This is a genomic window from Rhizobium sp. BR 249, from assembly GCF_047445895.1.
Taxonomy (GTDB): domain Bacteria; phylum Pseudomonadota; class Alphaproteobacteria; order Rhizobiales; family Rhizobiaceae; genus Rhizobium.
The window spans coordinates 71,105-92,916 of record NZ_JARWKX010000023.1 but is presented as its reverse complement, the minus strand read 5'-3'; the positions used below and the strand labels follow the sequence as shown (position 1 = coordinate 92,916).

At 60.7% G+C, this 21,812-nt stretch carries 18 protein-coding genes; 5 read left to right on the top strand and 13 right to left on the bottom strand.

The annotated features are described in order from the left end of the window. The first annotated feature begins 26 nt into the window (after positions 1-26). Positions 27-467: a DUF2155 domain-containing protein gene (locus tag QD408_RS20780; protein WP_414140596.1), complete on the top strand. Its 441-nt coding sequence runs from the start codon at positions 27-29 to the stop codon at positions 465-467. A 113-nt stretch (positions 468-580) separates the two neighbouring features. On the opposite strand, the gene QD408_RS20775 is transcribed toward QD408_RS20780, so the two are convergent. The 6 genes from QD408_RS20775 to QD408_RS20750 all read right to left on the bottom strand — a co-directional run bounded on the left by QD408_RS20775 (position 581) and on the right by QD408_RS20750 (position 5,416). Further along, complete coding sequence (locus QD408_RS20775) at positions 581-1,510, bottom strand: DUF2167 domain-containing protein (protein ID WP_088680900.1); 930 nt, start codon at positions 1,508-1,510, stop codon at positions 581-583. 77 nt (positions 1,511-1,587) lie between these two features. Then, positions 1,588-2,202, bottom strand: coding sequence for a leucyl/phenylalanyl-tRNA--protein transferase (gene aat / locus QD408_RS20770; RefSeq protein WP_414140595.1), 615 nt, complete (start codon positions 2,200-2,202; stop codon positions 1,588-1,590). Between the two features lie 7 nt (positions 2,203-2,209). Continuing rightward, positions 2,210-3,565, bottom strand: coding sequence for an acetyl-CoA carboxylase biotin carboxylase subunit (gene accC, locus QD408_RS20765; RefSeq protein ID WP_190237374.1), 1,356 nt, complete (start codon positions 3,563-3,565; stop codon positions 2,210-2,212). 4 nt (positions 3,566-3,569) lie between these two features. Then, positions 3,570-4,040, bottom strand: a complete 471-nt coding sequence (gene accB / locus QD408_RS20760) for an acetyl-CoA carboxylase biotin carboxyl carrier protein (protein WP_088680898.1) — start codon at positions 4,038-4,040, stop codon at positions 3,570-3,572. A gap of 20 nt (positions 4,041-4,060) precedes the next feature. Then, on the bottom strand, positions 4,061-4,498 hold the full coding sequence (gene aroQ, locus QD408_RS20755) for a type II 3-dehydroquinate dehydratase (RefSeq protein WP_088680897.1): 438 nt from the start codon (positions 4,496-4,498) through the stop codon (positions 4,061-4,063). 159 nt (positions 4,499-4,657) lie between these two features. Then, positions 4,658-5,416 (bottom strand): DsbA family protein, encoded by a 759-nt coding sequence (locus QD408_RS20750; RefSeq protein WP_414140594.1) that lies wholly within the window; start codon positions 5,414-5,416, stop codon positions 4,658-4,660. 204 nt (positions 5,417-5,620) lie between these two features. On the opposite strand from QD408_RS20750, the gene QD408_RS20745 reads away from it, so the two are divergent. Continuing rightward, positions 5,621-6,778 (top strand): pyridoxal phosphate-dependent aminotransferase, encoded by a 1,158-nt coding sequence (locus tag QD408_RS20745; RefSeq protein WP_414140593.1) that lies wholly within the window; start codon positions 5,621-5,623, stop codon positions 6,776-6,778. A 41-nt stretch (positions 6,779-6,819) separates the two neighbouring features. Here QD408_RS20745 and QD408_RS20740 read toward each other — a convergent pair whose 3' ends face one another. Continuing rightward, on the bottom strand, positions 6,820-8,157 hold the full coding sequence (locus tag QD408_RS20740) for a tlde1 domain-containing protein (RefSeq protein WP_414140592.1): 1,338 nt from the start codon (positions 8,155-8,157) through the stop codon (positions 6,820-6,822). 208 nt (positions 8,158-8,365) lie between these two features. Beyond that, on the bottom strand, positions 8,366-10,213 hold the full coding sequence (locus tag QD408_RS20735; RefSeq protein ID WP_414140591.1) for a PHA/PHB synthase family protein: 1,848 nt from the start codon (positions 10,211-10,213) through the stop codon (positions 8,366-8,368). A 149-nt stretch (positions 10,214-10,362) separates the two neighbouring features. Here QD408_RS20735 and QD408_RS20730 point away from each other — a divergent pair, with 149 nt between their 5' ends. The 3 genes from QD408_RS20730 (at position 10,363) to QD408_RS20720 (ending at position 13,606) form a co-directional block, all read left to right on the top strand. Then, positions 10,363-10,776 carry a hypothetical protein gene (locus QD408_RS20730; RefSeq protein ID WP_088680892.1) on the top strand — a complete coding sequence of 138 codons (414 nt, stop codon included), beginning with the start codon at positions 10,363-10,365 and terminating at the stop codon, positions 10,774-10,776. Between the two features lie 222 nt (positions 10,777-10,998). Then, on the top strand, positions 10,999-12,216 hold the full coding sequence (locus tag QD408_RS20725) for an LL-diaminopimelate aminotransferase (protein WP_088680891.1): 1,218 nt from the start codon (positions 10,999-11,001) through the stop codon (positions 12,214-12,216). A 64-nt stretch (positions 12,217-12,280) separates the two neighbouring features. Beyond that, on the top strand, positions 12,281-13,606 hold the full coding sequence (locus tag QD408_RS20720; protein ID WP_414140590.1) for a homoserine dehydrogenase: 1,326 nt from the start codon (positions 12,281-12,283) through the stop codon (positions 13,604-13,606). A gap of 33 nt (positions 13,607-13,639) precedes the next feature. On the opposite strand, the gene QD408_RS20715 is transcribed toward QD408_RS20720, so the two are convergent. The 5 genes from QD408_RS20715 to QD408_RS20695 are packed head-to-tail and all read right to left on the bottom strand — an operon-like array spanning position 13,640 to position 21,800. Next, positions 13,640-14,791, bottom strand: a complete 1,152-nt coding sequence (locus QD408_RS20715; protein WP_414140589.1) for a glycosyltransferase family 2 protein — start codon at positions 14,789-14,791, stop codon at positions 13,640-13,642. 4 nt (positions 14,792-14,795) lie between these two features. Beyond that, positions 14,796-16,547: an ABC transporter ATP-binding protein gene (locus QD408_RS20710; RefSeq protein WP_088680888.1), complete on the bottom strand. Its 1,752-nt coding sequence runs from the start codon at positions 16,545-16,547 to the stop codon at positions 14,796-14,798. Next, positions 16,544-17,629, bottom strand: a complete 1,086-nt coding sequence (locus QD408_RS20705) for a glycosyltransferase family 2 protein (RefSeq protein ID WP_414140588.1) — start codon at positions 17,627-17,629, stop codon at positions 16,544-16,546. Before QD408_RS20705 ends, QD408_RS20710 begins: the two co-directional genes overlap by 4 nt. Beyond that, positions 17,626-20,628 (bottom strand): glycosyltransferase, encoded by a 3,003-nt coding sequence (locus tag QD408_RS20700; RefSeq protein WP_414140587.1) that lies wholly within the window; start codon positions 20,626-20,628, stop codon positions 17,626-17,628. Before QD408_RS20700 ends, QD408_RS20705 begins: the two co-directional genes overlap by 4 nt. Then, a complete protein-coding gene (locus QD408_RS20695; RefSeq protein WP_088681034.1) occupies positions 20,622-21,800 on the bottom strand; it encodes a glycosyltransferase family 2 protein in 1,179 nt (392 codons plus the stop codon). Before QD408_RS20695 ends, QD408_RS20700 begins: the two co-directional genes overlap by 7 nt. Between the last annotated feature and the right edge of the window lie 12 nt (positions 21,801-21,812).

Here is a 21,812-nt window from a genome sequence, read left to right as displayed (position 1 = left end):
TAGTTGAAAATTCTGGAGACGGGTACATGAAGCTCTTCACGCGGAACATCGTCCTGCGTGCCGCCGGATCGCTGCTGGCGCTCTCGGCCCTGCTTCCGACGGTTGCGGCAAATGCCGCCCGCATCGACAATCCGGTTGCCGTCTTCTCCGGCCTCGACAAGATCACCGGCCGCATCACCACTTTCGACGTCTATGTCAACGAGACGGTACAGTTCGGTGCGCTGCAGGTGACGCCGAAGGCCTGTTATTCCCGCGATCAGGCCGAAGCGCAGAAGATCGACGGTTTCGTCGAGGTCGACGAAATTACCCTCGACCGCAAGATCCGCCGCATCTTCACCGGCTGGATGTTCGCAGACAGCCCCGGCCTCAACGCCGTCGAGCACCCGATCTATGACGTCTGGTTGAAGGATTGCAAGACGACCTCGGACGTCCCGGCTCCAGGTAGCGCCAAAGCGCCAGCCCGCTGAGCACATCACCCAAAGGTGACGCGGAATCGACACGACGATAGGCATGCAGCCAATATTGGCAGCGCGGCGCACTAAGCTTGACCGGTGCGACGCGCCTCGGCTTGGCCGCGAGCCTATGCCGCGGGTGTTTTATTCCTGTTGAAAAGGCCTTTGGCGAAACGGAGCACAGCGGCGAACGCGACGAAGACGAGGATGCCGGCCTTTTTGAAGAAGGCGAGGGCAAGGGCCAGTAGCCCGACTTTCGCGGCAACCTTGGCGCCCGCGCCGGCCGCAATCATTCCCGCCATGCCATAAGCGGCGATCTTGTCGCCTTCGACATAGTCGGTATAGGCCACTCCCTTGTCGAACTGCACGAGCTTCGTGACGGTGGGAATGACGTCCTTGATCTCGTTCAGCTGCTCGAGCCCGGCAACGAAATTGAATTGAAAAACGCCCTCGCGGCCGAGCACGCGCACGGAATAGTTCAGCGTGTGCGGCACCTTCGGATCGTCACCGAACATCAGGTCGCGGGCCCAATGCAATGCATGCGCAGATGTGTCGTAATGCGGGGGCGAAGCCCAGCCGACAAGCGTGATCTTCTCGAAACCCTGCTTCTCGCGTTCGACGTTATTTTCCCGGATCGCATCCTTGATGCTCTGCAGCAGTTCGTCGTAATCCGTCGTGGCGGCGTCGGCGTCCGAGACGTAGCCGTCGGCGCTGTATCCCACGATGGAACCCCAGGACTCCGCATCGGTCGGCGCATATTTCGCCGGGAAAATCATCCCGAGTGTGCCTTCCGCCGTTTCCGCCGGATTTCCCCAGATGTCGACGAGCACCTTCTTCGTGTCGGCGGGATTGAGATAATAGAAGTCGGCGGGCACATTCAACGTCGCCCTCGCTTCGGGCAGCTTGATCGCACCCTGCTGAAAATCGAGTTTTTCCAGCAATGGCTTTTCCGCCTCGGAAAAATCGGTCCGGTTCGCAAACATCTCCTCGTAAGGACGTGCGTCGGCCTGAGCCGTAAACAAGGCGAGAAGGATCGCCGCGGCAAAATATCGTTTCAAAATTCTATCCCCCGTTGCATTTTCGATCCCTATTGAAATCGGTCAGAAAAATCAACGTACGGGCGAAACGATCGTGTTTAAAACTTAAGATGTGGTGATTCGGCCGCCGCCGCCAGCATCACGGCATAATCGGCCTTCGGAACGTCGATCGCCCCGAATGTCTTCAGGTGCTCGGTGGTGAACTGCGTGTCGAGCAGGGTGAAGCCCCTTTCCCGCAGCCGGCCGACGAGATGCACGAGGCAGATCTTCGAAGCGTCCGTCCGCCGCGAAAACATGCTCTCGCCGAAGAAGGCCGAGCCGAGCGAGACGCCGTAGAGGCCGCCGACCAATTCGTCGCCGTCCCAGGCCTCGACGGTATGGGCGTGGCCCATGTCGAAGAGCGTCGAATAGAGCGACCGGATCGTACTATTGATCCAGGTGCTCGGGCGACCCGATGTCTCTTCGGCGCAGGCCGCGATGACCGCATCGAAGGCGTGGTCGAAACGGATCTCGAAGGGCTGCCTACGCACGGTCTTGGCCAGGCTTTTCGACACATGGAAATGATCGAGCGGCAGCACGCCGCGCAGTTCCGGTTCGACCCAGAAGATCTCCGGGTCGTCTGCGGATTCGGCCATCGGGAAGAGGCCGATGGAATAGGCGCGCAGGAGGATTTCAGGGGTAATGCCTGGTGACTTCCTGCGCGGTCCTGCCATTCCTGTCCTATGCCGCCGGTGTGTTGGCGAGATGATGTTCCAGCCAGTGGATATCGTAATCGCCATTGGCGATATCCTGGTTGGAGACGAGTTCCTGGAACAACGGCAGCGTCGTCTTGATGCCGTCGACCACGAATTCGTCGAGCGCGCGGCGCAGGCGCATCATGCATTCGACGCGGGTGCGCCCGTGCACGATCAGCTTGCCGATGAGGCTGTCGTAATAGGGCGGGATCTTGTAGCCCTGATAGGCGCCGGAATCGATGCGCACGCCGAGGCCGCCCGGCGCATGGAAATGCGTGATCGTGCCGGGCGAGGGCACGAAGGTGCGCGGGTCTTCCGCATTGATGCGGCATTCGATGGCATGGCCGGAGAAATGCACCTCGTCCTGCGTCACCGAAAGACCGCCACCGGAGGCGACGCGGATCTGTTCGTGCACGAGGTCGATGCCGGTGATGGCTTCCGTGATCGGATGCTCCACCTGCAGGCGAGTGTTCATTTCGATGAAATAGAACTCGCCGTTCTCGTAGAGGAATTCGATCGTGCCGGCGCCGCGATATTTCAGCTTCTTCATGGCGTCGGCGCAGACCTGGCCGATCTTCATGCGCTGCTCGACGTTGAGCGCCGGCGAGTTTGCCTCTTCCCAGACCTTCTGGTGGCGGCGCTGCAGCGAGCAGTCGCGCTCGCCGAGATGGATGGCATTGCCTTCGCCGTCGCCGAACACCTGGATTTCGATGTGGCGCGGCTTGCCGAGGTATTTTTCCATGTAGACGGCGTCATTGCCGAAGGCGGCTGCCGCTTCCGTGCGCGCCGTCGACCAGGCTTCGATCAGGTCGGCTTCGCTCTTGGCGACCTTCATGCCGCGCCCGCCGCCGCCGGCCGTCGCCTTGATCAGCACCGGATAGCCGATTTCGGCAGCTGTCCTGAGCGCATCCTCTTCGGTCTTCACTTCGCCGTCCGAGCCCGGAACGACGGGAATGCCGAGTTCCAGGGCTGTCGTCTTGGCGGTGATCTTGTCACCCATGATGCGGATGTGATCCGCTGTCGGCCCGATGAAGGTGATGCCGTGGGCTTCGAGGATATCGGCGAACTTGGCATTCTCGGACAGGAAGCCGTAGCCCGGATGCACGGCGTCGGCGCCGGTGATCTCGCAGGCGGCGACGATCTGGTGAATGTTGAGATAGCTCTCGCGCGAGGAGGGCGGGCCGATGCAGACACTTTCGTCGGCAAGGCGCACATGCATGGCATCGGCGTCGGCGGTGGAGTGAACCACGACGCAGGCGATGCCGAGTTCCTTGCAGGCCCGGAGCACGCGAAGGGCGATTTCCCCGCGATTGGCGATGAGGATTTTCGAAATCATGGGCATCGGCCTATTCGATGACGACGAGGGCTTGGCCGTATTCGACGGGATGACCGTCATCGACGAGGATCTCGGTCACCTTGCCCGACTTGGGCGAGGGGATCTGGTTCATCGTCTTCATCGCTTCGATGATGATGAGCGTCTGGCCTTCCTTGACCGTCGCGCCGACCTCGATGAAGGGACGCGCGCCCGGAGCCGGCGCCATGTAGACGGTGCCGACCATCGGCGCGTTGACGACATTGGCCGGGTTGCGGCCGGGAGCCGCGGCCGGGGCGGCTGCTGCCGCCGGAGCGGCGGCTGCGGGCGCGGCATAGGCCGGTGCTGCGATCGGCGCCTGGACATATTGCGGCGTGCCGGCGCGGGATACGCGGATGCGCAGGTCGTCCTGCTCGACCTCGATCTCGGTCAGATCCGTGTCGTTGAGGATATTGGCGAGATCGCGGATCAGTGCCTGATCGATACCCGATTTCTTTTCAGCCATGGTGTTGCCCTGTCTTCTTCTTATGCCGTGATGTTCTTCAGCGCGTGGAGCGCCAGGATGTAGCTGTGAGGCCCGAAGCCGCAGATCACGCCCTTGCATGCCGGCGCGATCATCGACTTGTGGCGGAATTCTTCCCGTGCATGCACGTTGGATATGTGGAGCTCGACGACGGGAATTGATATAGCGCGGATCGCATCATGCAGCGCGACCGATGTATGCGTATAGGCGCCCGCATTGATGGCAACGCCGGCAGCCTTCTCGTCCGCCTCATGGAACCAGTCCACGAGCGTGCCTTCGTGGTTGCTCTGGCGGAAGTCGATATCGAAGCCGAGTTCGCGGCCGGCGGCCTTGCAGTCCGTCTCGATGTCCTTGAGAGTCTTGCCGCCATAAATGCCGGGCTCTCGTTTACCCAGCATGTTCAGGTTGGGGCCGTTCAGGACAAAAATCGTTTGCGTCATCGAATGTTCCGTAAAATGCACGACGGCAACCTATAGACTCCGCGACGGCCGAATGAAAGCCCTTACGACTGGCCAGCAGGAATCGCGCCACATTTGTCCACATGGCTGAAACGCTTTGATTTTGTCGATTTGATGAGCGGCCGGCCGGCGCCCGCTTGCTCAGCAGGCGGTCTTGCCGCAACTGCGCATGTTCTTGACCTTGGCTTCGAGGTCATCGATCCCAACGGCGCCCGGCACCAGTTCGTTGCCGATCACATAGGAAGGCGTGCCGCTGATGCCGAGGCTGGAGGCGAGCTGGTAGGTCGTCTGAACGATCCCATCGTTCGGGCTCTTTGCCATCTCGGCGCGGATCTTGTCTTCGCTGACGCCGAGAGAGCCTGCAACCGTGATCGCGCTTTCTTCCGAGGCGCGGCCTTCACTGCTGAGAAGGGCGACGTGGAAATCGGCATATTTCTCGGGGGCAAGCTTGCGGAAGGCATCGGCGACCTTGTGGGCGGCGACCGAATCCGGCCCGAGGATCGGGAATTCCTTGAGAACGAAGCGGACGTTCTTGTCCTTCTTCAGCATCGCCTGCATGTCGGGAAGCGCATGACGGCAATAGCTGCAATTATAATCGAAGAACTCGACGACGGTGACATCGCCCTTGGGATTGCCGAGCGTGACGTCGTCCTTCGATTCGAAGATGCCGGCGCTGTTTTCTTCGATTGCCATATTGGCCTTCACCAGGCGCTGGGCTTCCTGCTTCTTCTGCAGGGCATCCTGGACATCGAGCATGATCTCGGGATTTTCGATCAGATATTGCTTGATGAACTCGCCGAACTCCTTCTTCTGCTGGTCGTCGAGCGCTGCCGCCGGAAAGGGAAGGGCGATCGAAGCGGCAAGCGCCACTGCGGTGAAGGTTTTCGAGAAGAAGGCCATGATATCCTCGTCATCGGCGGTGCGGTCCTGGTCGCAAAGACCGTCGCCGGGTTATGGACTTGAACGCGTTGCGTCAAGGTACGGCGCGTCGGGTTCTGCTCAAACAGGAATTTTCATCCCCGCGCGACCCTCGCGGGATTGTGATGAGCCGATTAATGCGGCAATTGTCTGGCCGTCATCGAAGAAGCCGAGCGAGAAGCAAACTTGTTTTCCATATCGAAACGCAGCGAAGTCGAGCCTTTTCACGCCATGGATGTCCTGGCGGAGGCGACGAAGCGGCGGGCAGGCGGCCATCCCGTGATCTCCATGGCCGTCGGCCAACCCTCCCATCCTGCCCCCGAGACTGCCCTGAAGGCGGCCCGCGAAGCGCTTGCCGAAGGCAGGATCGGCTATACCGATGCGCTGGGGACGGCGCGGCTGAAATCGGCGCTTGCCGGGCATTACAGGGATCGGCACGGCCTGGAGATTGATCCCACGCGCATCGCCGTCACCACAGGTTCCTCGGCCGGTTTCAACCTCGCCTTCCTCACGCTGTTCGATGCCGGCGATGCCGTGGCGATCGCAAGACCCGGCTATCCCGCCTACCGCAATATCCTCGGCGCGCTGGGCTTGAAGGTTGTCGAAGTGCCTGTGACGGCCGACACCCATTTCACGCTGACGCCTGAAAGCCTCGAGGCGGCACAGAAGGAAAGCGGTGTCAGCCTGAAAGGCGTGCTGCTCGCAAGCCCCGCCAACCCCACCGGCACTGTGACCGGCCGTGATGGGCTGAAGGCGCTTGCAGACTACTGCGCTGCCCACTCCATCGCCTTCATCTCGGATGAAATCTACCATGGACTGACCTTCGCGGGAGAAGAGGCAAGCGCCCTGGAGCTGACTGACGAGGCGATCGTCATCAACTCCTTCTCCAAATATTATTGCATGACCGGCTGGCGGATAGGCTGGATGGTGCTGCCGGACCGCCTGGTGCGGCCAATAGAGCGTGTGGCGCAGAGCCTCTATATCTCCCCGCCCGAGCTTTCCCAGATCGCCGCCACGGCCGCTCTCGATGCAAGCGAAGAGCTCGATCGCGTCAAGGCAACTTATGCCGCAAACCGCGAACTGCTGCTCGACAGACTGCCCAAGATCGGCCTTGCGCCCGCTTCGCCGATGGACGGCGCGTTCTACGCTTATGTCGATGTTTCGCGCTTCACCAATGACAGCATGGGTTTTGCCAAACGCCTGCTTGCGGAAATCAATGTCGCGGCAACGCCGGGCCTGGATTTCGATCCGCTGGAAGGGCACCGAACCCTGCGTCTGTCCTATGCGGGATCGCAAGGAGAGATCGCCGAAGCGGTGGAGCGAATCGCAGCCTGGTTGAAGTAGGGCTTCGCGGGCAGGCGGCTGCTGCCCGCCTGCTAGTTAAGTCAGCTTCGCGATGAAAATAGCGAGGCGAGCGTCGAAGCCGGCTTGTTGTTCAGCCGTGGCACCACCACGAGCTGCTTGATCTCGCCGCGCTTGAAGGCGGCCAGGAAGCGCTTGTAGTCCTTGAAGGAGACGCAGCCGTTGGAATCGCCGTTCTTGCCGAGCATGTAGGTGTGGGCGAGCAGGCCGACGCGATCGAAGATGGCGTCCGAACCCTCGAGGGGCGTCAGCCGGATCGCCGCGACGCCATGGAAAAGGCTTTCGCGCATGGTGAGGGCGTAGGTGTGTGGCGGCGTCGGTCCGCGCATCTTTTTATCCGCGAAACGCGGCTTGTCGCGCATCTTGCCGAGGCCGGAATGGGCTTCCAGCCGTTCGCCGTTCGGCAGGTAGACGGTGCTGTTCTCGATGTCGTAGATCGCCACACCTGCGCGCAGCTTCGGCGAGAAGACCGGCTTGTCGTAGCGAGGCACTGCATCGTCCTCGTCATCCTCGATCGGCGAATTCGGCTGGGCATAGGCAAGCGCCGGCTCGGCCGAGCGCTGCGCGCCCTTGGCGACCGGCGCGGGTTTGCCGACCAGTCCATCGGGACGCGCCATCGGCAGCGGAACCGATCCGGCGTCCGGCGCCAGCACGAGATCGAAGGGCTGCTGCTCTTCGGCCTCGGCCACTTCTACAGGCGCGGTTTGCGGCAGCGACGCCGTCTTGGGGGCGGGTGCTGCCGGCTCGACCGGGGTCGGCGCAATCTGCTGCGGCCCGGCATCGGCAAGTGCGAGCAGGGCAGGGAGTTCGACGGCCGCGACGGTCTCCTTGGAGGGAATGATGATGCGGTCGTCGCTCTCTGCTTCCGTCTGCGCCTGGGCAAGCTCGACCGGCGGCGCGACGATATCGTCCTTGGCGAATTTGGCGGTGTCGGAAGGTGCGGCGGCGGCAACGGCGACCGGCGTTTCGTCAGGCGCGACGAGACGATTGTTTTTTGCAAGCGCCAGCGATGCCGCGGCGGCAGCATTGGTCTTTCTCGCATGCGAATGGATGAGGTCGGCCGTCAGGATGACGACCGGCTTGGCATCGAAAGCCGTCAGGCGATCGGCCTTGCCGACATGGATCAGCCGTTCAGGCTTCGCCGCCGGTTTGGGCTTCATCGACACGACCTGCGTGAAATTGTCGGATGGGGAAGCGGACCCGCCCATGGAATGCATCGTCGCAAAGGTCGCGACAAGCCATGTGGAGGTCAGAAGTCCGGCGCCGACGACACCGTAAAGAAAACCGCGAGATCTGCGCGAACGCAGAGCAGATCCGCTAAGAGGGGCGACGTTATCCAACGTCCCGACCGCAAACGCCATACTACACTCGTCTTTCAAACTCGCTACGCAGGCCGGCGGCACTGACTGACTAAACTTCGCCGGGGCCGGTAAAGGTGCAAATGGGCCGAATTTGGACCAAGTGCGACTTGCCGACTGTTTCGCAAGGATGACGAATTATGGTTTCTAATTTGTTTACGCGCGGACGCTGTTTTTCCCAGCGTCTCAAAAAGAGACGCGGACGCGTTTGTCAGGCGCGTTCCATCACATAACTTCCCGGTGCTTCCTCGATCGCGTTCAGCGCATCGCCGCCGGGTTTGCGCGCCGGCACGCGCCTGCCGTCATGCGTCTCGATCCAGGCCTGCCAGTGTGGCCACCACGATCCCGGCGTCTCGCTCGCCTGCTCGATCCAGGTCTCGTAATCCCCCTTGGCCGGGCCGCCCGTCCAGTATTGATACTTCTTCTTATCGGGTGGATTGACCACGCCGGCGATATGTCCCGAGCCGGTGACGACGAATTCCACCTTGCCACCGAAGAACTGGCTGCCGACGAAGACGGACTTGGCAGGGGCGATGTGATCCTCACGGGTGGCGAGGTTGTAGATCGGGATCTTCACATCCTTCAGCGACACGGATTTGCCGTCGAGGATCATCTCGTTCTGCGTCAGCGCATTCCGCAGATAGCAGTTGCGCAGGTAGAAGGCGTGGTTGGCAGCCGCCATGCGGGTCGAATCGGCGTTCCAGAACAGAAGGTCGAAGGGCAGGGGCTCCTGGCCCTTGAGATAGTTGTTGACGAAATAGGGCCAGATCAGTTCGGAGGCGCGCAGCATGTTGAAAGCCATCGACATCTTCGAGCCGTCGAGATAGCCGGCTGCCTTCATATGCTCTTCGAGCGCTGTGAGCTGCTCCTCGTCGACGAACACCTTGAGATCGCCGGCATGGGTGAAATCGACCTGGGTGGTGAAGAGCGTGGCCGTCTTGATACGCTTGTTTTTCTCCTTGGCATGCAACGCCAGCGTTGCCGCGAGCAGCGTGCCGCCGACGCAATATCCGACGGCATTGACTTCCTTCTCGCCGGTTGCCTTCTCGATCGTCGCAAGCGCGAAGTCGATGCCCTCGCGGGCATAGGCGGCCCAGTCCTTCTCGGCGTGACGCGCATCCGGATTGACCCAGGAAATGACGAAGACGGTCTGGCCCTGGTCCACGCACCATTTGATGAAGGATTTCTGCGGGTTGAGGTCGAGAATATAGAACTTGTTGATCCAGGGCGGGCAGATCAGCAGCGGCCGCTTCAGCACCGTTTCGGTCGATGCCTCATATTGGATGATCTGGCAGATATCGTTCTGGGCGATCACCTTGCCCGGCGTCAGCGCCATGTCCCGGCCGACGGCGAATTTCGTCATGTCGGTCTGGCGCAGGCGAAGATCGCCGTTTCCGGCAGCGATGTCCTCGGCAAGCATCTTCATGCCCCGCACCAGGTTTTCGCCGCTGGTTGCGATCGTCTCACGGTAAAGCTGCGGATTGGTGGCGACGAAATTGGTCGGTGAAAGTGCTGCGGTGATCTGCTTCACATAGAAACCGGCCTTGTGTTTGGTATGCTCGTCGAGGCCATCGGTCTCCGACACCAGCTTTTCGGCCCAGTCTGATGTGACGAAGTAGGCCTGGCGCAGAAAATCGAAGAACGGGTTCTTCTGCCAGTCGTCGTCCGCGAAACGCTTGTCCTTGCGGGTGTCCGGCTCGGCAGGCGTCGGCTCGCCTTGCATGCGCTGCATCGAGCGCATCCAGATGCCGAAGAACGATGACATCAGCTGCGTCTGCGCCTCGAAGGTCCGGCGAGGGTCGGAAATCCAGTATTCGGTGACCTTGGAGAGCGTCTTGACCATATCGGTCATCGGATCGACCACCGTGTCGGTGATCTCGCCGCGTTCGCGCGGCTCGAGCCATGCCGAGGCGGCCTTCCCGAGATTTTCGAGCGCTCGGGCAAAGTTCACCGTCATGGCCTCGGGATCCTTCAACAGATAAGGATCGAGATCGGTTGTGTCGAAACCGGTCTTGCCGCCATTTTTCTGGCTGCCACTCTCCTGCTTGCTGTCGGTCACCATTTCCTCCGGCGGCAGCACTGTTTTTATCCATTCGTTGTACATCGTGATCGAACGAGAAAACAAGTTCCACCCGCATCGGCTCGTGCTATTGCTTTGTGGCTGCGACAAATTTAACAGTCGACGCAGTCAGAATTGGATTTTGAGGCATGACGAATAACGGCATCCGGCGCATCGCAACCTTCAACCGCACCGCACTGATCTGCGCCGCGGCAGCGATGGCGCTTGCCGGATGCAACCTGACGGCGGAAGAGAAGGCCGCAGCCGCCGCCAAGCGAGCGGCGCCGACCGCCGTCGTCATGCCCGCCACGAAGGGCGAGGCTGTCGAAGGCGGCCTGGCGAAGTCGCCGGACGGCTATCCGAATTTCGGCGCGCCGCTGACGGCCGCCAATGTCCAGATGAGCGACGAGCAGGCGGCAGAACTGCAGCATCAGCTGACGGCCCTTGCCGCCCGGCGCAAGGCTGGTACGATCTCGGACGCCGAATATCAGGCGAAGGTCGCCGAAATGCGCCGCTTGGCCGCCGAGCATGGCGCACAGACGCTCTCCGAAATCTCCAAATAAGCCTTGCCTTTCAGGCAATTTGGACGCAAAGCCTTCCGGATGGATCGGAAGATGCGATTTTCCCGATAATGCGTGGTTGCACGGCCTTTCCGTCAAAGATTTGCCGTGTCGCTTGGGTCTGATGAATACGGCGCTGCGATTCTGAAGTTCGTGTCGCAGCCGCCGGGAGACGGAACGAACTTCGACTGCGGCCCAAAATGCCGCCTTTCCATGGGGAATTAAATGGAAGAGTTTCACAAAGTCCGGCGTTTGCCGCCTTATGTTTTCGAACAGGTCAACCGTTTGAAAGCAAGCGCGCGAGCGGGCGGCGCCGATATCATCGATCTCGGCATGGGAAACCCTGACCTTCCCACTCCCCAGGCGATCGTCGACAAGCTGTGCGAGGTCGTGCAGGACCCGCGCACGCACCGTTATTCCTCCTCGAAGGGCATTCCCGGTCTGCGCCGCGCCCAGGCCGCCTATTATGCCCGCCGTTTCGGCGTCAAGCTGAATCCGGATACGCAGGTGGTCGCCACCCTCGGCTCCAAGGAAGGCTTCGCCAACATGGCGCAGGCGATCACCGCGCCCGGCGACGTGATCCTCTGCCCAAACCCGACCTATCCGATTCACGCCTTCGGCTTCCTTATGGCGGGCGGCGTGATCCGCTCGATGTCGGTGGAGCCGGACGAGACCTTCTTCCCGCCGCTTGAGCGCGCGGTCCGGCATTCGATCCCGAAGCCTTTGGCGCTGATTCTCAACTATCCCTCGAACCCGACGGCCTTTGTCGCGACGCTCGATTTCTACAAGGACGTCATTGCCTTCGCCAAGAAGCACGACATCATCGTGCTGTCCGACCTTGCCTATTCGGAGATCTATTTCGACGACACTCCGCCGCCGTCGGTTCTCGAAGTGCCTGGTGCAATGGATGTGACGGTCGAATTCACCTCCATGTCGAAGACCTTTTCCATGCCCGGCTGGCGCATGGGCTTTGCCGTTGGCAACGAGCGGCTGATCGCTGCGCTCACCCGCGTCAAGTCCTACCTCGATTACGGCGCCTTCACGCCGATCCAGGTGGCGGCGACCCACGCGCTGAACGGCGATGGTTCCGACATTGCCGAAGTCCGCAACGTCTACAAGCGCCGCCGCGACGTCATGGTCGAAAGCTTCGGTAAGGCCGGCTTCGAAGTGCCGCCGCCGGCCGCCACCATGTTCGCCTGGGCAAAGATCCCGGAAAAGTTCCGTCATCTCGGTTCGCTTGAGTTCTCCAAGCTGCTGGTCGAGAAGGCCGACGTCGCCGTTGCTCCGGGCATCGGCTTCGGCGAGATGGGCGACGACTACGTTCGTCTGGCGCTCGTCGAGAACGAACACCGCATCCGCCAGGCTGCGCGCAACATCAAGAAGTTCATGTCGACGGCTGACGAGACGATGCACAACGTCATCTCGCTCAACGCCCACCGTTAATTTCAACCTCGAAGACAGCCGCAGACCTGCGGCTGTCTCTCATCAGACATTTCAGGATCGATCCATGGCAGATGCCCTCAAAATCGGCATTGCGGGCTTGGGCACCGTTGGCGCTTCGCTCGTCCGCATCATTCAGCAGAAGAGCAACGAGCTTGCCGTCACCTGCGGGCGTCCGATTACGATCACCGCGGTCTCCGCGCGCGACAAGACGCGGGACCGAGGCGTCGATCTTTCTGCCGTCACCTGGTTCGATCGGCCTGAGGAACTGGCTGAAAAGGGCGATATCGACGTCTTCGTCGAGCTGATGGGCGGCGCCGAAGGGGCTGCCAACGTCTCTGTGCGCGCAGCGCTCCAGCGTGGTCTCCATGTGGTGACAGCCAATAAGGCGCTGCTTGCCTACCACGGCGTCGAGCTTGCGACGATCGCGGAAGAGAAGGGCTCGCTGCTGAATTTCGAGGCGGCGGTCGCCGGCGGTATCCCCGTCATCAAGGCGCTGCGCGAATCGCTGACGGGCAACGCCGTCTCGCGCATCTACGGCATCATGAACGGCACCTGCAATTACATCCTGACCAAGATGGAGAAGGAGGGGCTTTCCTTTTCCGAATGCCTCAAGGAGGCGCAGCGGCTGGGTTATGCCGAAGCCGATCCCGCCTTCGATATCGAAGGCAACGATACCGCCCATAAGCTCGCCATCCTGACGACGCTCGCCTTCGGCAATCGCATCGCGGCCGACGACATCTATCTCGAAGGCATCACCAATATCTCGATCGAGGATATCCACGCCGCAGCCGAACTCGGCTATCGCATCAAGCTGCTCGGCGTTGCCCAGCGCACCGATACCGGCATCGAGCAGCGCGTGCACCCGACCATGGTGCCGGTCGATTCGGTCATCGCCCAGGTCGACGGCGTCACCAATGCGGTGGCGATCGAATCCGACGTGCTCGGCGAACTGCTGATGGTCGGTCCCGGCGCCGGCGGCAATGCGACGGCTTCGTCGGTACTCGGTGATATCGCTGATATCGCCAAGAGCCAGCCGGGCGCCCAGCGCGTTCCGGTGCTCGGCCATCCCGCCAAGGCGCTGGAGCCCTACCGCAAGGCGCAGATGCAGAGCCATGAGGGCGGTTATTTCATCCGCCTGACCGTGCTCGACCGCACCGGCGTCTTTGCAAGCGTCGCGACCCGCATGGCCGAAAACCACATCTCACTGGAATCGATCGTCCAGCGCTCCAAGCAGCACCTGGCGCCGTCTCACCACCAGACGATCATTCTCGTCACCCACGCGACGACGGAAGAATCAGTGCGCAAGGCCGTGGCCTCGATCAAGTCGGAAGGTTATCTCTTCGGCGAACCGCAGGTGATCCGGATCGAGCGGCCGAAAGAGGAAGGCTGAGTCCAGTCGGAAGCGGACGAACCCGCCCCGACGTCAAAGGGCGAATGGGTCGCCGTTTCCAAGCGGCGCGTTATTGGTAAAAGACATCTCGCTTCTCCGTTGGTGATGCGAGATGTCGAGCGCCCGATCGACTTCGGACAGCCGCTTCAACAGCTTTTCCGTTCGAAAGCTCGACAGGCCGCCGCCCAAGGGCGCCTGCGGATCCACCTGTTCAAATTTCATCAGATTATTCTTGGTCGTTACCAGCTTCGACCATGCTCTGCGTGCGGCTCTGCGCAATTTGGACAGGATTAAGCCGAAGAAGACGATGCCGGCGAGACGCGGGCTGAAACGGAAGATTTGCTTCAGTGAATTGGCCGCGTTTTTCCAATTTTTCGCGGCGATAAATTTCGAAAAAGCGTAGAGATGGACCGATGCGAGCGCGCAGTCGACGACCCATCGGGGAAGCTGCAGATTGCGGGCTATGGCGCCTTCATATACCGCGAGGAGCGATCGAGCCATTCTGGAACTGTCGGAAGACATGGCGGCCGAATGGATCCGGTATCCCACCAGACCAAGTGGGACAGCCTCGATCTTGAACGCCTCGGCGACCCGCAGCTCGTAATCCAGATCCTCACACCCGCCGATCCCGTGTTCTGCATAGGCAGAATCATAACCGCCGATCTCGTCATAGACCGCGCGGCGGATCATCAGGCCGCTGCCGTTTCCGACAAAACGAAAGATGAGGTGACGGGCAAGCACCGTCCCTCTCGCACTCAGGCCGGAGCTGGCTCTCGTGCAATAGCCCTCGGAATCAATGATGCGGTGAAGCGCATAGACGGCGCCCCAGTCGGGGGGCAGGGGATGAAGCGCCGACAGCAAGGTCTCGACATAGGAAGGATGCCAGAGATCATCCGCGTCGACGAAGGCGATATAATCTGATGTCGACGCCTCGATCCCGATGTTGCGCGCCGCGGCCACCCCTCGATTTCCCATGGAAATGATGCGGATTCTGGGATCGTCTGCTGCGATCCGACGACAGATATCGGGGGTTTCGTCCGTAGAACCGTCGTCGATGATCAGAATTTCGAGATTCGCATGTGTCTGCCCGGTGACCGACTGAAGCGTAGAGGCAATGTAGCGGCCCGCGTTATAGGCGGGAATGATGACCGAAACCTGTACTTCCGAGAGAGAGGTATCGCCCATCGCACTACTCCTCCCCAACCGCAGTCGGATGAAGGCGGATCTGGTTCTTCATCAATGCGGTGGTTGCCGATCTGTGGCTGACGATGATCAGTGTACGGGATTCATATTCCTTGAGCAGGAGGGAAAGCACGCGCGCTTCGGTCGGTTCGTCGAGCGCGCTGGTGGCTTCGTCCAGCAGCAGGATCTCCGGACGGCCCGCGAGCGCACGGGCCAGGCCTATCCGCTGCCGCTGGCCGCCTGAAAGCCTTATCGCCTCATCTCCCAGCCATTCGTCGAAACCATAAGGCAGATTCTCGATGAATTCGGTGGCGCAGGCCATATCCGCGGCCCGGCGGACCTCCTCCTCGGAAATATCGCGACGGAAGCGGATATTATCGAGGACGGTGCCCTCCATGAGCTCGACATCCTGGCCGGCGACCGCGAGCAGCCGCAGCCAACTGGAGCGCTCGATTGTCGAGAGAGCCTTGCCGTCAATCGTGATGTGGCCTTCGGTCGGCTGAATGAGATCGAGAAGCATGTTGATGATCGTCGTTTTACCGGAGCCACTAGGTCCGGTCAGAGCCGTCGTCTCGCCGGCCTTGATCGAGAAGCTGGCATGGTTCACGGCCGGCATCTTGGCTGCCTCGTAGAAGAAGGACACATCATGGAAGACGATCTCCCGCTTGAGATGCGAAACGTCGTCTCCGCCTGCGATGTTCCTGGCGTCGTCCTGTTCAGCAGTCAGCGCCAGCACGTTTTGCAGAGAGGCTTCGATTTCATGCAAGCGCAGCAGCTGTGAATCGAACTGCTTGATATGCGGCTGGAGCCTGTAAAGAAGGATGGTGGCCGACAGGGCGGCCTGGAAATCCACCGGCAGGACCTGCGAGGACAGGATGATCGTCAGGATCACGCCGAATGTCAGCGTCTCGCTCAAGAGCGAGGTCGCTGCCCCCATCCGGTCGGAGCGGCGCCAGGTTTCCCCCACCTTCCTGGACAAGGTCTCGAATAGACCCTTGTAACGATCTTCCAGCCCGAAACTCTTCACCGCTTTCATCGTTTGCAGCGTGGTCCAGGTCACATGGGTAAGCTCTTCCACTGCTGAAAGGCTGGTGGCCCCGAGACGCCGATAGGCGGCGGCAAACAAGCCGAGGCTCAGATTGTGGATGACGCCGAACACCACCGCGAGCACGGCGATCGGCCATGCCATGACAAGCATTCCAATCCCGAAGATTACAATGGTGCCGAGATTGACGCCAAGCCGCACGAGACTGGCGTGAGCCGAGGCCACCGAATAGGATTCGGTTGCGATCACATTGATCAGGTCGCTGCGCTCATAGTGCTGAAATCGCTGGAAGGGGATCGTCAGGATCTTTGCATAGAGCCGCTGACGAATGCTCTCGCTGATCTGATGGCTGACGGTGCTTGCGACGATCTCGTTGACGAAGCCGAGAACGATCCTGAGGATGATCGCGCATACGAGGATGGCGACCAGCATCGGTTTCGTCAGGGAGGATTCGAATCCGCCGAAGACGGCCGGAAGCCAGGCGACGGCCGAGCCGGAAAAAGGACCTTGCTGACTGAGCACGAAAACCAGGCTGACCAGCAAGGTGATCCCCACCATTTCCGACAGGCCGGTCAAGATGCCGGTGACGATCAGGATCGAGGTCTTCAGCCGGAGCGAGGGAACGAGTTCCAGAAGCTCGCGAAACCGCGCCGCGACAATGATGTTGAATGCGCTCGCCGATCTGCCGCCAATGGGTTTCCGTAGCTTCGTCATAAACGATCCGCCCGGGGCTCGCTGAAATGGCCGGCCCGTCCGGCTGACTTCGCTGCGACAAGCTCATAAAACGACGTGCCGCTGGCGGGGAGCGCAATGCTCATCGGTACCGCCCCTTTCGGCGGGGCGGGCGATTTGCCGGAGATACGCTTGACCAATCGCCTGCGTTGGCGTTTTGCCGCCCGCCAGAGATCCCTGGCCGTGCGGATGGCGAGCGTTGAAGGAAACCTCCTGATGAGGAGGGGCGCGAGTTGCATGGCCTGTGCGTAATCGCCGCCGTAGAACGACTTCTTGAAATACCAGCGTGCCGTATCGAATTCCGCCAGGGTCGCCGTTTCGGCGAGACCGGGATGGCGCTGCTTGATATCGGCCATCACAAGGCCGTGCGATTTCAGCATACGCGAGGCATTGCTCGACATGTTGCCGGCGGTGAAGCGATATCCGGTCAGGAAATCAGGAACCAATGCAAAGGGCAACCTTTCTGCCAATGCCAGATAAAGCTTCAGGTCCTCGCATCCTTCGGCTCCCTGGTCGCGCAGGCCGGCATCATAACCGCCACACGCCAGCACCTCATCACGCGGCATAAGCGGCGTGCTGCCATTGCCGATGAAATTTTCCCTGACCATCGCTTCGAAGACGTCACCCTCATGGATCACAGGTCTCGAATGGCCGAAAATCACGTCGCTGCCGTCAATTGCCGCATACCAGTTGTAGGCGACGCCGCGGCCCATGGGGAATTTCCCGAGCGCCTGAACCTGCATCTCGATTTTTCGGGGGTGCCAGAGATCATCGGCATCGATTGGTGCGACGTAGCTGCCTCTTGCCTCTCGGACGCCGTGGTTGCGTGCGCGCGCAACGCCTCCGTTCTCCTGGCGGAGAAGGCGGACGCGGGGATCGGAAAGGCCGTACTCCTTTGCCAATTCGAAGGTTCCGTCCCGGGAACCATCATCCACGACGAGTATCTCCAGCTGTTCATAGGTCTGGGCCGACACGCTTCGCAGCGTTTGCGCCAACGTCTTTTCCGCGTTGTATGCGGGGATGACGACGGTAACCAAAGGGGAACTGGTGGTCATGGCGCTCATCCGATGAAGGCGTCGGGTTGACCCATCATTTCGGCAAAAGCCTTGATGGGTAAGTCGCCGCGAACTTCCAGCCGCGGAAGGGAGAGCAGCTTGTCCGAAAACTCCGCCTTGGCCGGCTTCGTGGTAAAGCCGATCTCATAACCAGCCTCCGCCAGGATGCCCGGAACGCGGAAATCCGTACTGCCGTAGGGAAGTGCGATGGAGGTCGCGGCAGCGCCGAGACGGTTCTCCAGCGTGTTGCGGGAAAGGACCGCTTCGGTGAGCAATGTGCGGTTATCAAGCGCGCTTGCTGGCCGGTGAGACGCCAGATGAGAGCCGAACCGGATGCCTTGTCGATGGAGATCCTCGATATCCTGCCACGACATCAAAGGCGCCGGCTCACCGTAGGAGGCATCCCAGTCCGATCGGCCCCCCACCTTGTCCGTCACCACGAAAACATCAGCCCCGAAGCCGTTCTCGGCAAGGATGGGAGAGGCATGGGTGAGGAAGTCGACATAGGCGTCGTCGAACGTCAGCACAACAGGTCGCCCCTGGATTGGTTTTCCGGCCCGAAGCAGTTGGAGCAGAACATCCGTCGTCAGCGTGTAATAGCCCTGCCGTCGCAGAAACTGCATCTGCTGGCGGAATATGTCAGGTGCGATCCGGTAACGCCGCAGCCGATCCGGGCCGTCGCCAGCGACCCTGTGATACATCAGCACCGGAATCGACGTCGTCGTCTCATTCGACCACGCCGCCTGTCGATCGACGCCGGCGGGTCCCCAGATAATGTGCTTGGCCACATCGGTTTCCAAAGGAACCCCATGCTTTTCGACCCGCATCGTGTGGGCGGATGTCTCGCGCTTGCGGAACCGGTGAATGGCGTAAAGCTCGGTCTCGATCGTTTCTTCCAGCGTCAGTTCCGGCAGGTTTGAAAGCACTTTCCTGATCGTGCCGATGCCGAACGGATTGCTCCAATCGAAACCGGTTCTATCAGGCTCGTCACGCCGAAGATGAGCGTGAGCGGAGATCAGATATCCGTCCGGCTTCAAGGCCGCGGCGATCTTTCGGCAGACCCGTTCCAGGGCTGCTTCGTCATCCATGTAATAGAGGACTTCCGAGCACACGATCAGATCCTGCCCGCCCGGAATGTCGTCGCCTGCGAAATCAAGGACACGAAACTCGGCGTTGCGGCTCTCCCGGCATCGTTCGGATGCCCTTTCGATTGCGCGCCTGGAGATATCCGTGGCCGTCAGCATCCCGACCTTCTGCGCGAGCTTTGCGGAGAATATTCCCTCCGCACAGGCAAGCTCCAGGGCCTTGCCTATGCCATCAGGCACCAGGCTCAGCGTCTGCTCGTATTTGACCTGTTCATAGATGGAGAGATAATTCCAGGGGTCAGGGTGCTCGAAGACGCGCTCCCAATATTCTTCCTTGGAAATGGCCTCGGAGGGAACGGCTTCTTTTCCAGTTTGTTTTTCGCGGTGCTCGGCCGCGACGGCGTTATGCAACGGCTCACTGCCCGGCTCTGCCTTCGAAAAGGAGGGGCCATTGTTTTTCCCGCCGTCCGCGGACGATTTTACAAGGGCATTCTCGCGTGTCGAGCGCACGAGGCGGCTGAGCCGCCCCCGCCGCCTTCCTCCCCGCCGAAGGATTCCAAGAAAGCCTCTGTAGTTGCGCAGCGCTTCGGAAGACCAACGGCGCGCATAGGCGAATGTCATTGGCGTGGGCAGCCGGTCGCCCGCATACATTTCCCTGACGATCAGATGCACTTGTGCGCCGATGGACAGATCCCCCCAGAGCGGCCCGACATGGGTGCCGACGTGCTCCTGACCGGCCGAAAGCTGGAAGAGCAGCGTATCGGCTTCGGCTGCCTTAGTAATCCCGGCGAGCCGGTTGACGTCGACGCCGGCCGTCTGAACACGCCCGAGTTTGAAAGAACGCGAGACCGCTTCCGACGACAATCGCCAGGCAAGAAGCTGCTCTATCTTTCGTGCGGTTCCGGGAAGCGAATGGCGTTCGATAAGGCTGAGGAGGTGAGAAACTGCCGGCGCCCAGGAGTCGATGACGTCAATCAAGTCGGCGGTATTCTGGACCAGCCGCCCCGTCCTCAACCCATGAAGGATCACCAAGGCCATAAGATCTTCGGAGCCTGAAGCATCGGGAAATTCCGGCAGAAGTTCGGCCAGTTTCGCGAGATCGGCTTCCGGGCAAAGATTTGCCGAAGCGACCCAGACCAGCATGCGAAGCTGGCTGAGGGCCGGGGTCAGCCAAGCGGCGTCCTCATGCTGCGTCGGCAAGCCGCGCTCCGATTGCAGAGCCTCAGCCCTTTTGGTGACGAAAACCGCATCCCGCACCATCTTAATCGGGTCAGCCGACAGGGAGCCCGCTTTCATGCGGTAGAAGGCGAGGCATTTGCCCACTCGTTCGAAACGGGCTCCGGCAAGCGCCATGCGAAGCCAGAGATCCCAATCCTCGCAGGTTTGCAGCGCGGCATCCATACCGCCAACCTGCTTGAAAAGGCTGCGCGGAAAGACCGCCGTGTGAATGGCCAGCGCACAGAAAGACGACAACTCCTGGATTGCGCGATCGCCCATGAGATCGGGCGCGTCCTCGATCTTCAGCATCCGGCCATCTGATGTAACGCGGCGATAGCTACAATGGGCTATGACAGGCTGAGACTGGTCCTTGGCGACCGGCATCATGCTCGCGATGAATGTGGGGTCCAGCCAATCGTCCGCATCGAGCATGCAGAGCAGGGGGGCAAGCGCAAGCTCGGCGGCGGCGTTGCGCGCCGCGGCGGCGCCGGCGTTTGGCTGGCGGTGGATCGTGATGCGGCTGTCTGCCCCGGCAAGGCTTTCGAGCACCTCCCAGGTTTCGTCGCGCGAACCGTCGTCCACCACGACCGCCTGCCAGCTTGTGACCGTCTGATTTTTCAGGCTGCCCAGGCAGTCTTCCAGCGTGGCAGCGGCATTGAAGGCCGGGATGAGAAATGAGATTGCAGGCTTCGGCGCAGTCACCATGGCTGCATTTTCCAGCGGCTGAGAAGATAAAAAGCGCCATGTAGGCTGCCGAGAACCTCTTCCTTCAGAAAGAAGTCGTGCGAAGTCGCTCCCTTTCTCAGCCGCTTTTTCCACCTTTTGAAATAATACTGGGGAAGTGCGACCAGGATGCGGCGCAAATTGCCTCGATTGCCGGTGTTCTGGTACTGGACCAGCAGCGCCGCCACATGGCCGCTCATATATTGATGGATCTGCTTCGCCAGTCCTTCCATCTCCTTACGATGGAAATGCCACGAGACCGCCGTCGGTTCGTAACGACAGGTCTGGCCGTGATGGAGGAGGCGATTCCAGAATTCGGAGTCGCCGGAACAGCCGGCCGCTCCCATGTCCAGCCGGACATCGAACAAGCCGGAATCATCGAATACCTTCCGGCGAAACGCCTGACTTGCTCCCGCACCGACCAGCCAGACCGGTGCTCCATATCGTTCGTTCTGGCGATAGAAGTGCTGATCGAAGTCCTTGCGGCGATAACCCCGGCCGAACCCCCAATGGGTTTCGAATATCAGCTGAGCGGGCGTGGAAAGCTCTCCGGGAAGGACAAGGCCGGTGACACATCCGATTTCGGGCGCATCGAACGCTTTCATCAGATTTTCGAGCCATCGTTCGTGAAGCACCACGTCATCATCGGTGAATGCGACAAATTCGGTCTTTGCAGCGCGCACGGCAGCATTGCGGGCATAATCCAGCCCGATCCTGTCTTCTCGGACATAGGTGGCGCCGGCCGCCTCCACGACGCGACGCGTGGCATCGCCGGCCGATGCGTTGTCGACCACGATGATTTCGACCGGAGGAAGGGATTGCTTCGGCACGGATGCCAGGCACCGGGCAAGTTCCTCTGGCCGATCCTTGGTGCAGATGAGAACGCTGACATCGCGGTTCACGATCGGCGCCTGCGTGACCCGCCGCGCATGTTCGATAATGTCAGGCTGCACGGTCTTTGCAGACAATGCAGCCGGATCTTCGGTCGTTTCGACATAGGCCTGGCCCATGGGAAGACCTTCGGACATGAAAACCACGAGCCCGGCGCCGATCGCCGGAGCATCCGCACCGGCATCATACGAGGAGAGATCCAGGTAGTGGGTGGGCATGGGAAAGACGACGTCTTTCATGTCGCGCGGGATCGTTCCCCTCATCGGCACGCTCAT

Bases quoted from the DNA above. Each gene is read 5' to 3' on its own strand.
- aat (WP_414140595.1), bottom strand. From the start codon at position 2,202: ATGGCAGGACCGCGCAGGAAGTCACCAGGCATTACCCCTGAAATCCTC.
- QD408_RS20720 (WP_414140590.1), top strand. From the start codon at position 12,281: ATGGCAGATGCCCTCAAAATCGGCATTGCGGGCTTGGGCACCGTTGGC.
- QD408_RS20715 (WP_414140589.1), bottom strand. From the start codon at position 14,791: ATGGGCGATACCTCTCTCTCGGAAGTACAGGTTTCGGTCATCATTCCC.
- QD408_RS20780 (WP_414140596.1), top strand. From the start codon at position 27: ATGAAGCTCTTCACGCGGAACATCGTCCTGCGTGCCGCCGGATCGCTG.
- QD408_RS20750 (WP_414140594.1), bottom strand. From the start codon at position 5,416: ATGGCCTTCTTCTCGAAAACCTTCACCGCAGTGGCGCTTGCCGCTTCG.
- QD408_RS20725 (WP_088680891.1), top strand. From the start codon at position 10,999: ATGGAAGAGTTTCACAAAGTCCGGCGTTTGCCGCCTTATGTTTTCGAA.
- accB (WP_088680898.1), bottom strand. From the start codon at position 4,040: ATGGCTGAAAAGAAATCGGGTATCGATCAGGCACTGATCCGCGATCTC.
- QD408_RS20740 (WP_414140592.1), bottom strand. From the start codon at position 8,157: ATGGCGTTTGCGGTCGGGACGTTGGATAACGTCGCCCCTCTTAGCGGA.
- QD408_RS20695 (WP_088681034.1), bottom strand. From the start codon at position 21,800: ATGAGGGGAACGATCCCGCGCGACATGAAAGACGTCGTCTTTCCCATG.
- QD408_RS20705 (WP_414140588.1), bottom strand. From the start codon at position 17,629: ATGAGCGCCATGACCACCAGTTCCCCTTTGGTTACCGTCGTCATCCCC.
- QD408_RS20700 (WP_414140587.1), bottom strand. From the start codon at position 20,628: ATGGTGACTGCGCCGAAGCCTGCAATCTCATTTCTCATCCCGGCCTTC.
- QD408_RS20730 (WP_088680892.1), top strand. From the start codon at position 10,363: ATGACGAATAACGGCATCCGGCGCATCGCAACCTTCAACCGCACCGCA.
- accC (WP_190237374.1), bottom strand. From the start codon at position 3,565: ATGCCCATGATTTCGAAAATCCTCATCGCCAATCGCGGGGAAATCGCC.
- aroQ (WP_088680897.1), bottom strand. From the start codon at position 4,498: ATGACGCAAACGATTTTTGTCCTGAACGGCCCCAACCTGAACATGCTG.
- QD408_RS20710 (WP_088680888.1), bottom strand. From the start codon at position 16,547: ATGACGAAGCTACGGAAACCCATTGGCGGCAGATCGGCGAGCGCATTC.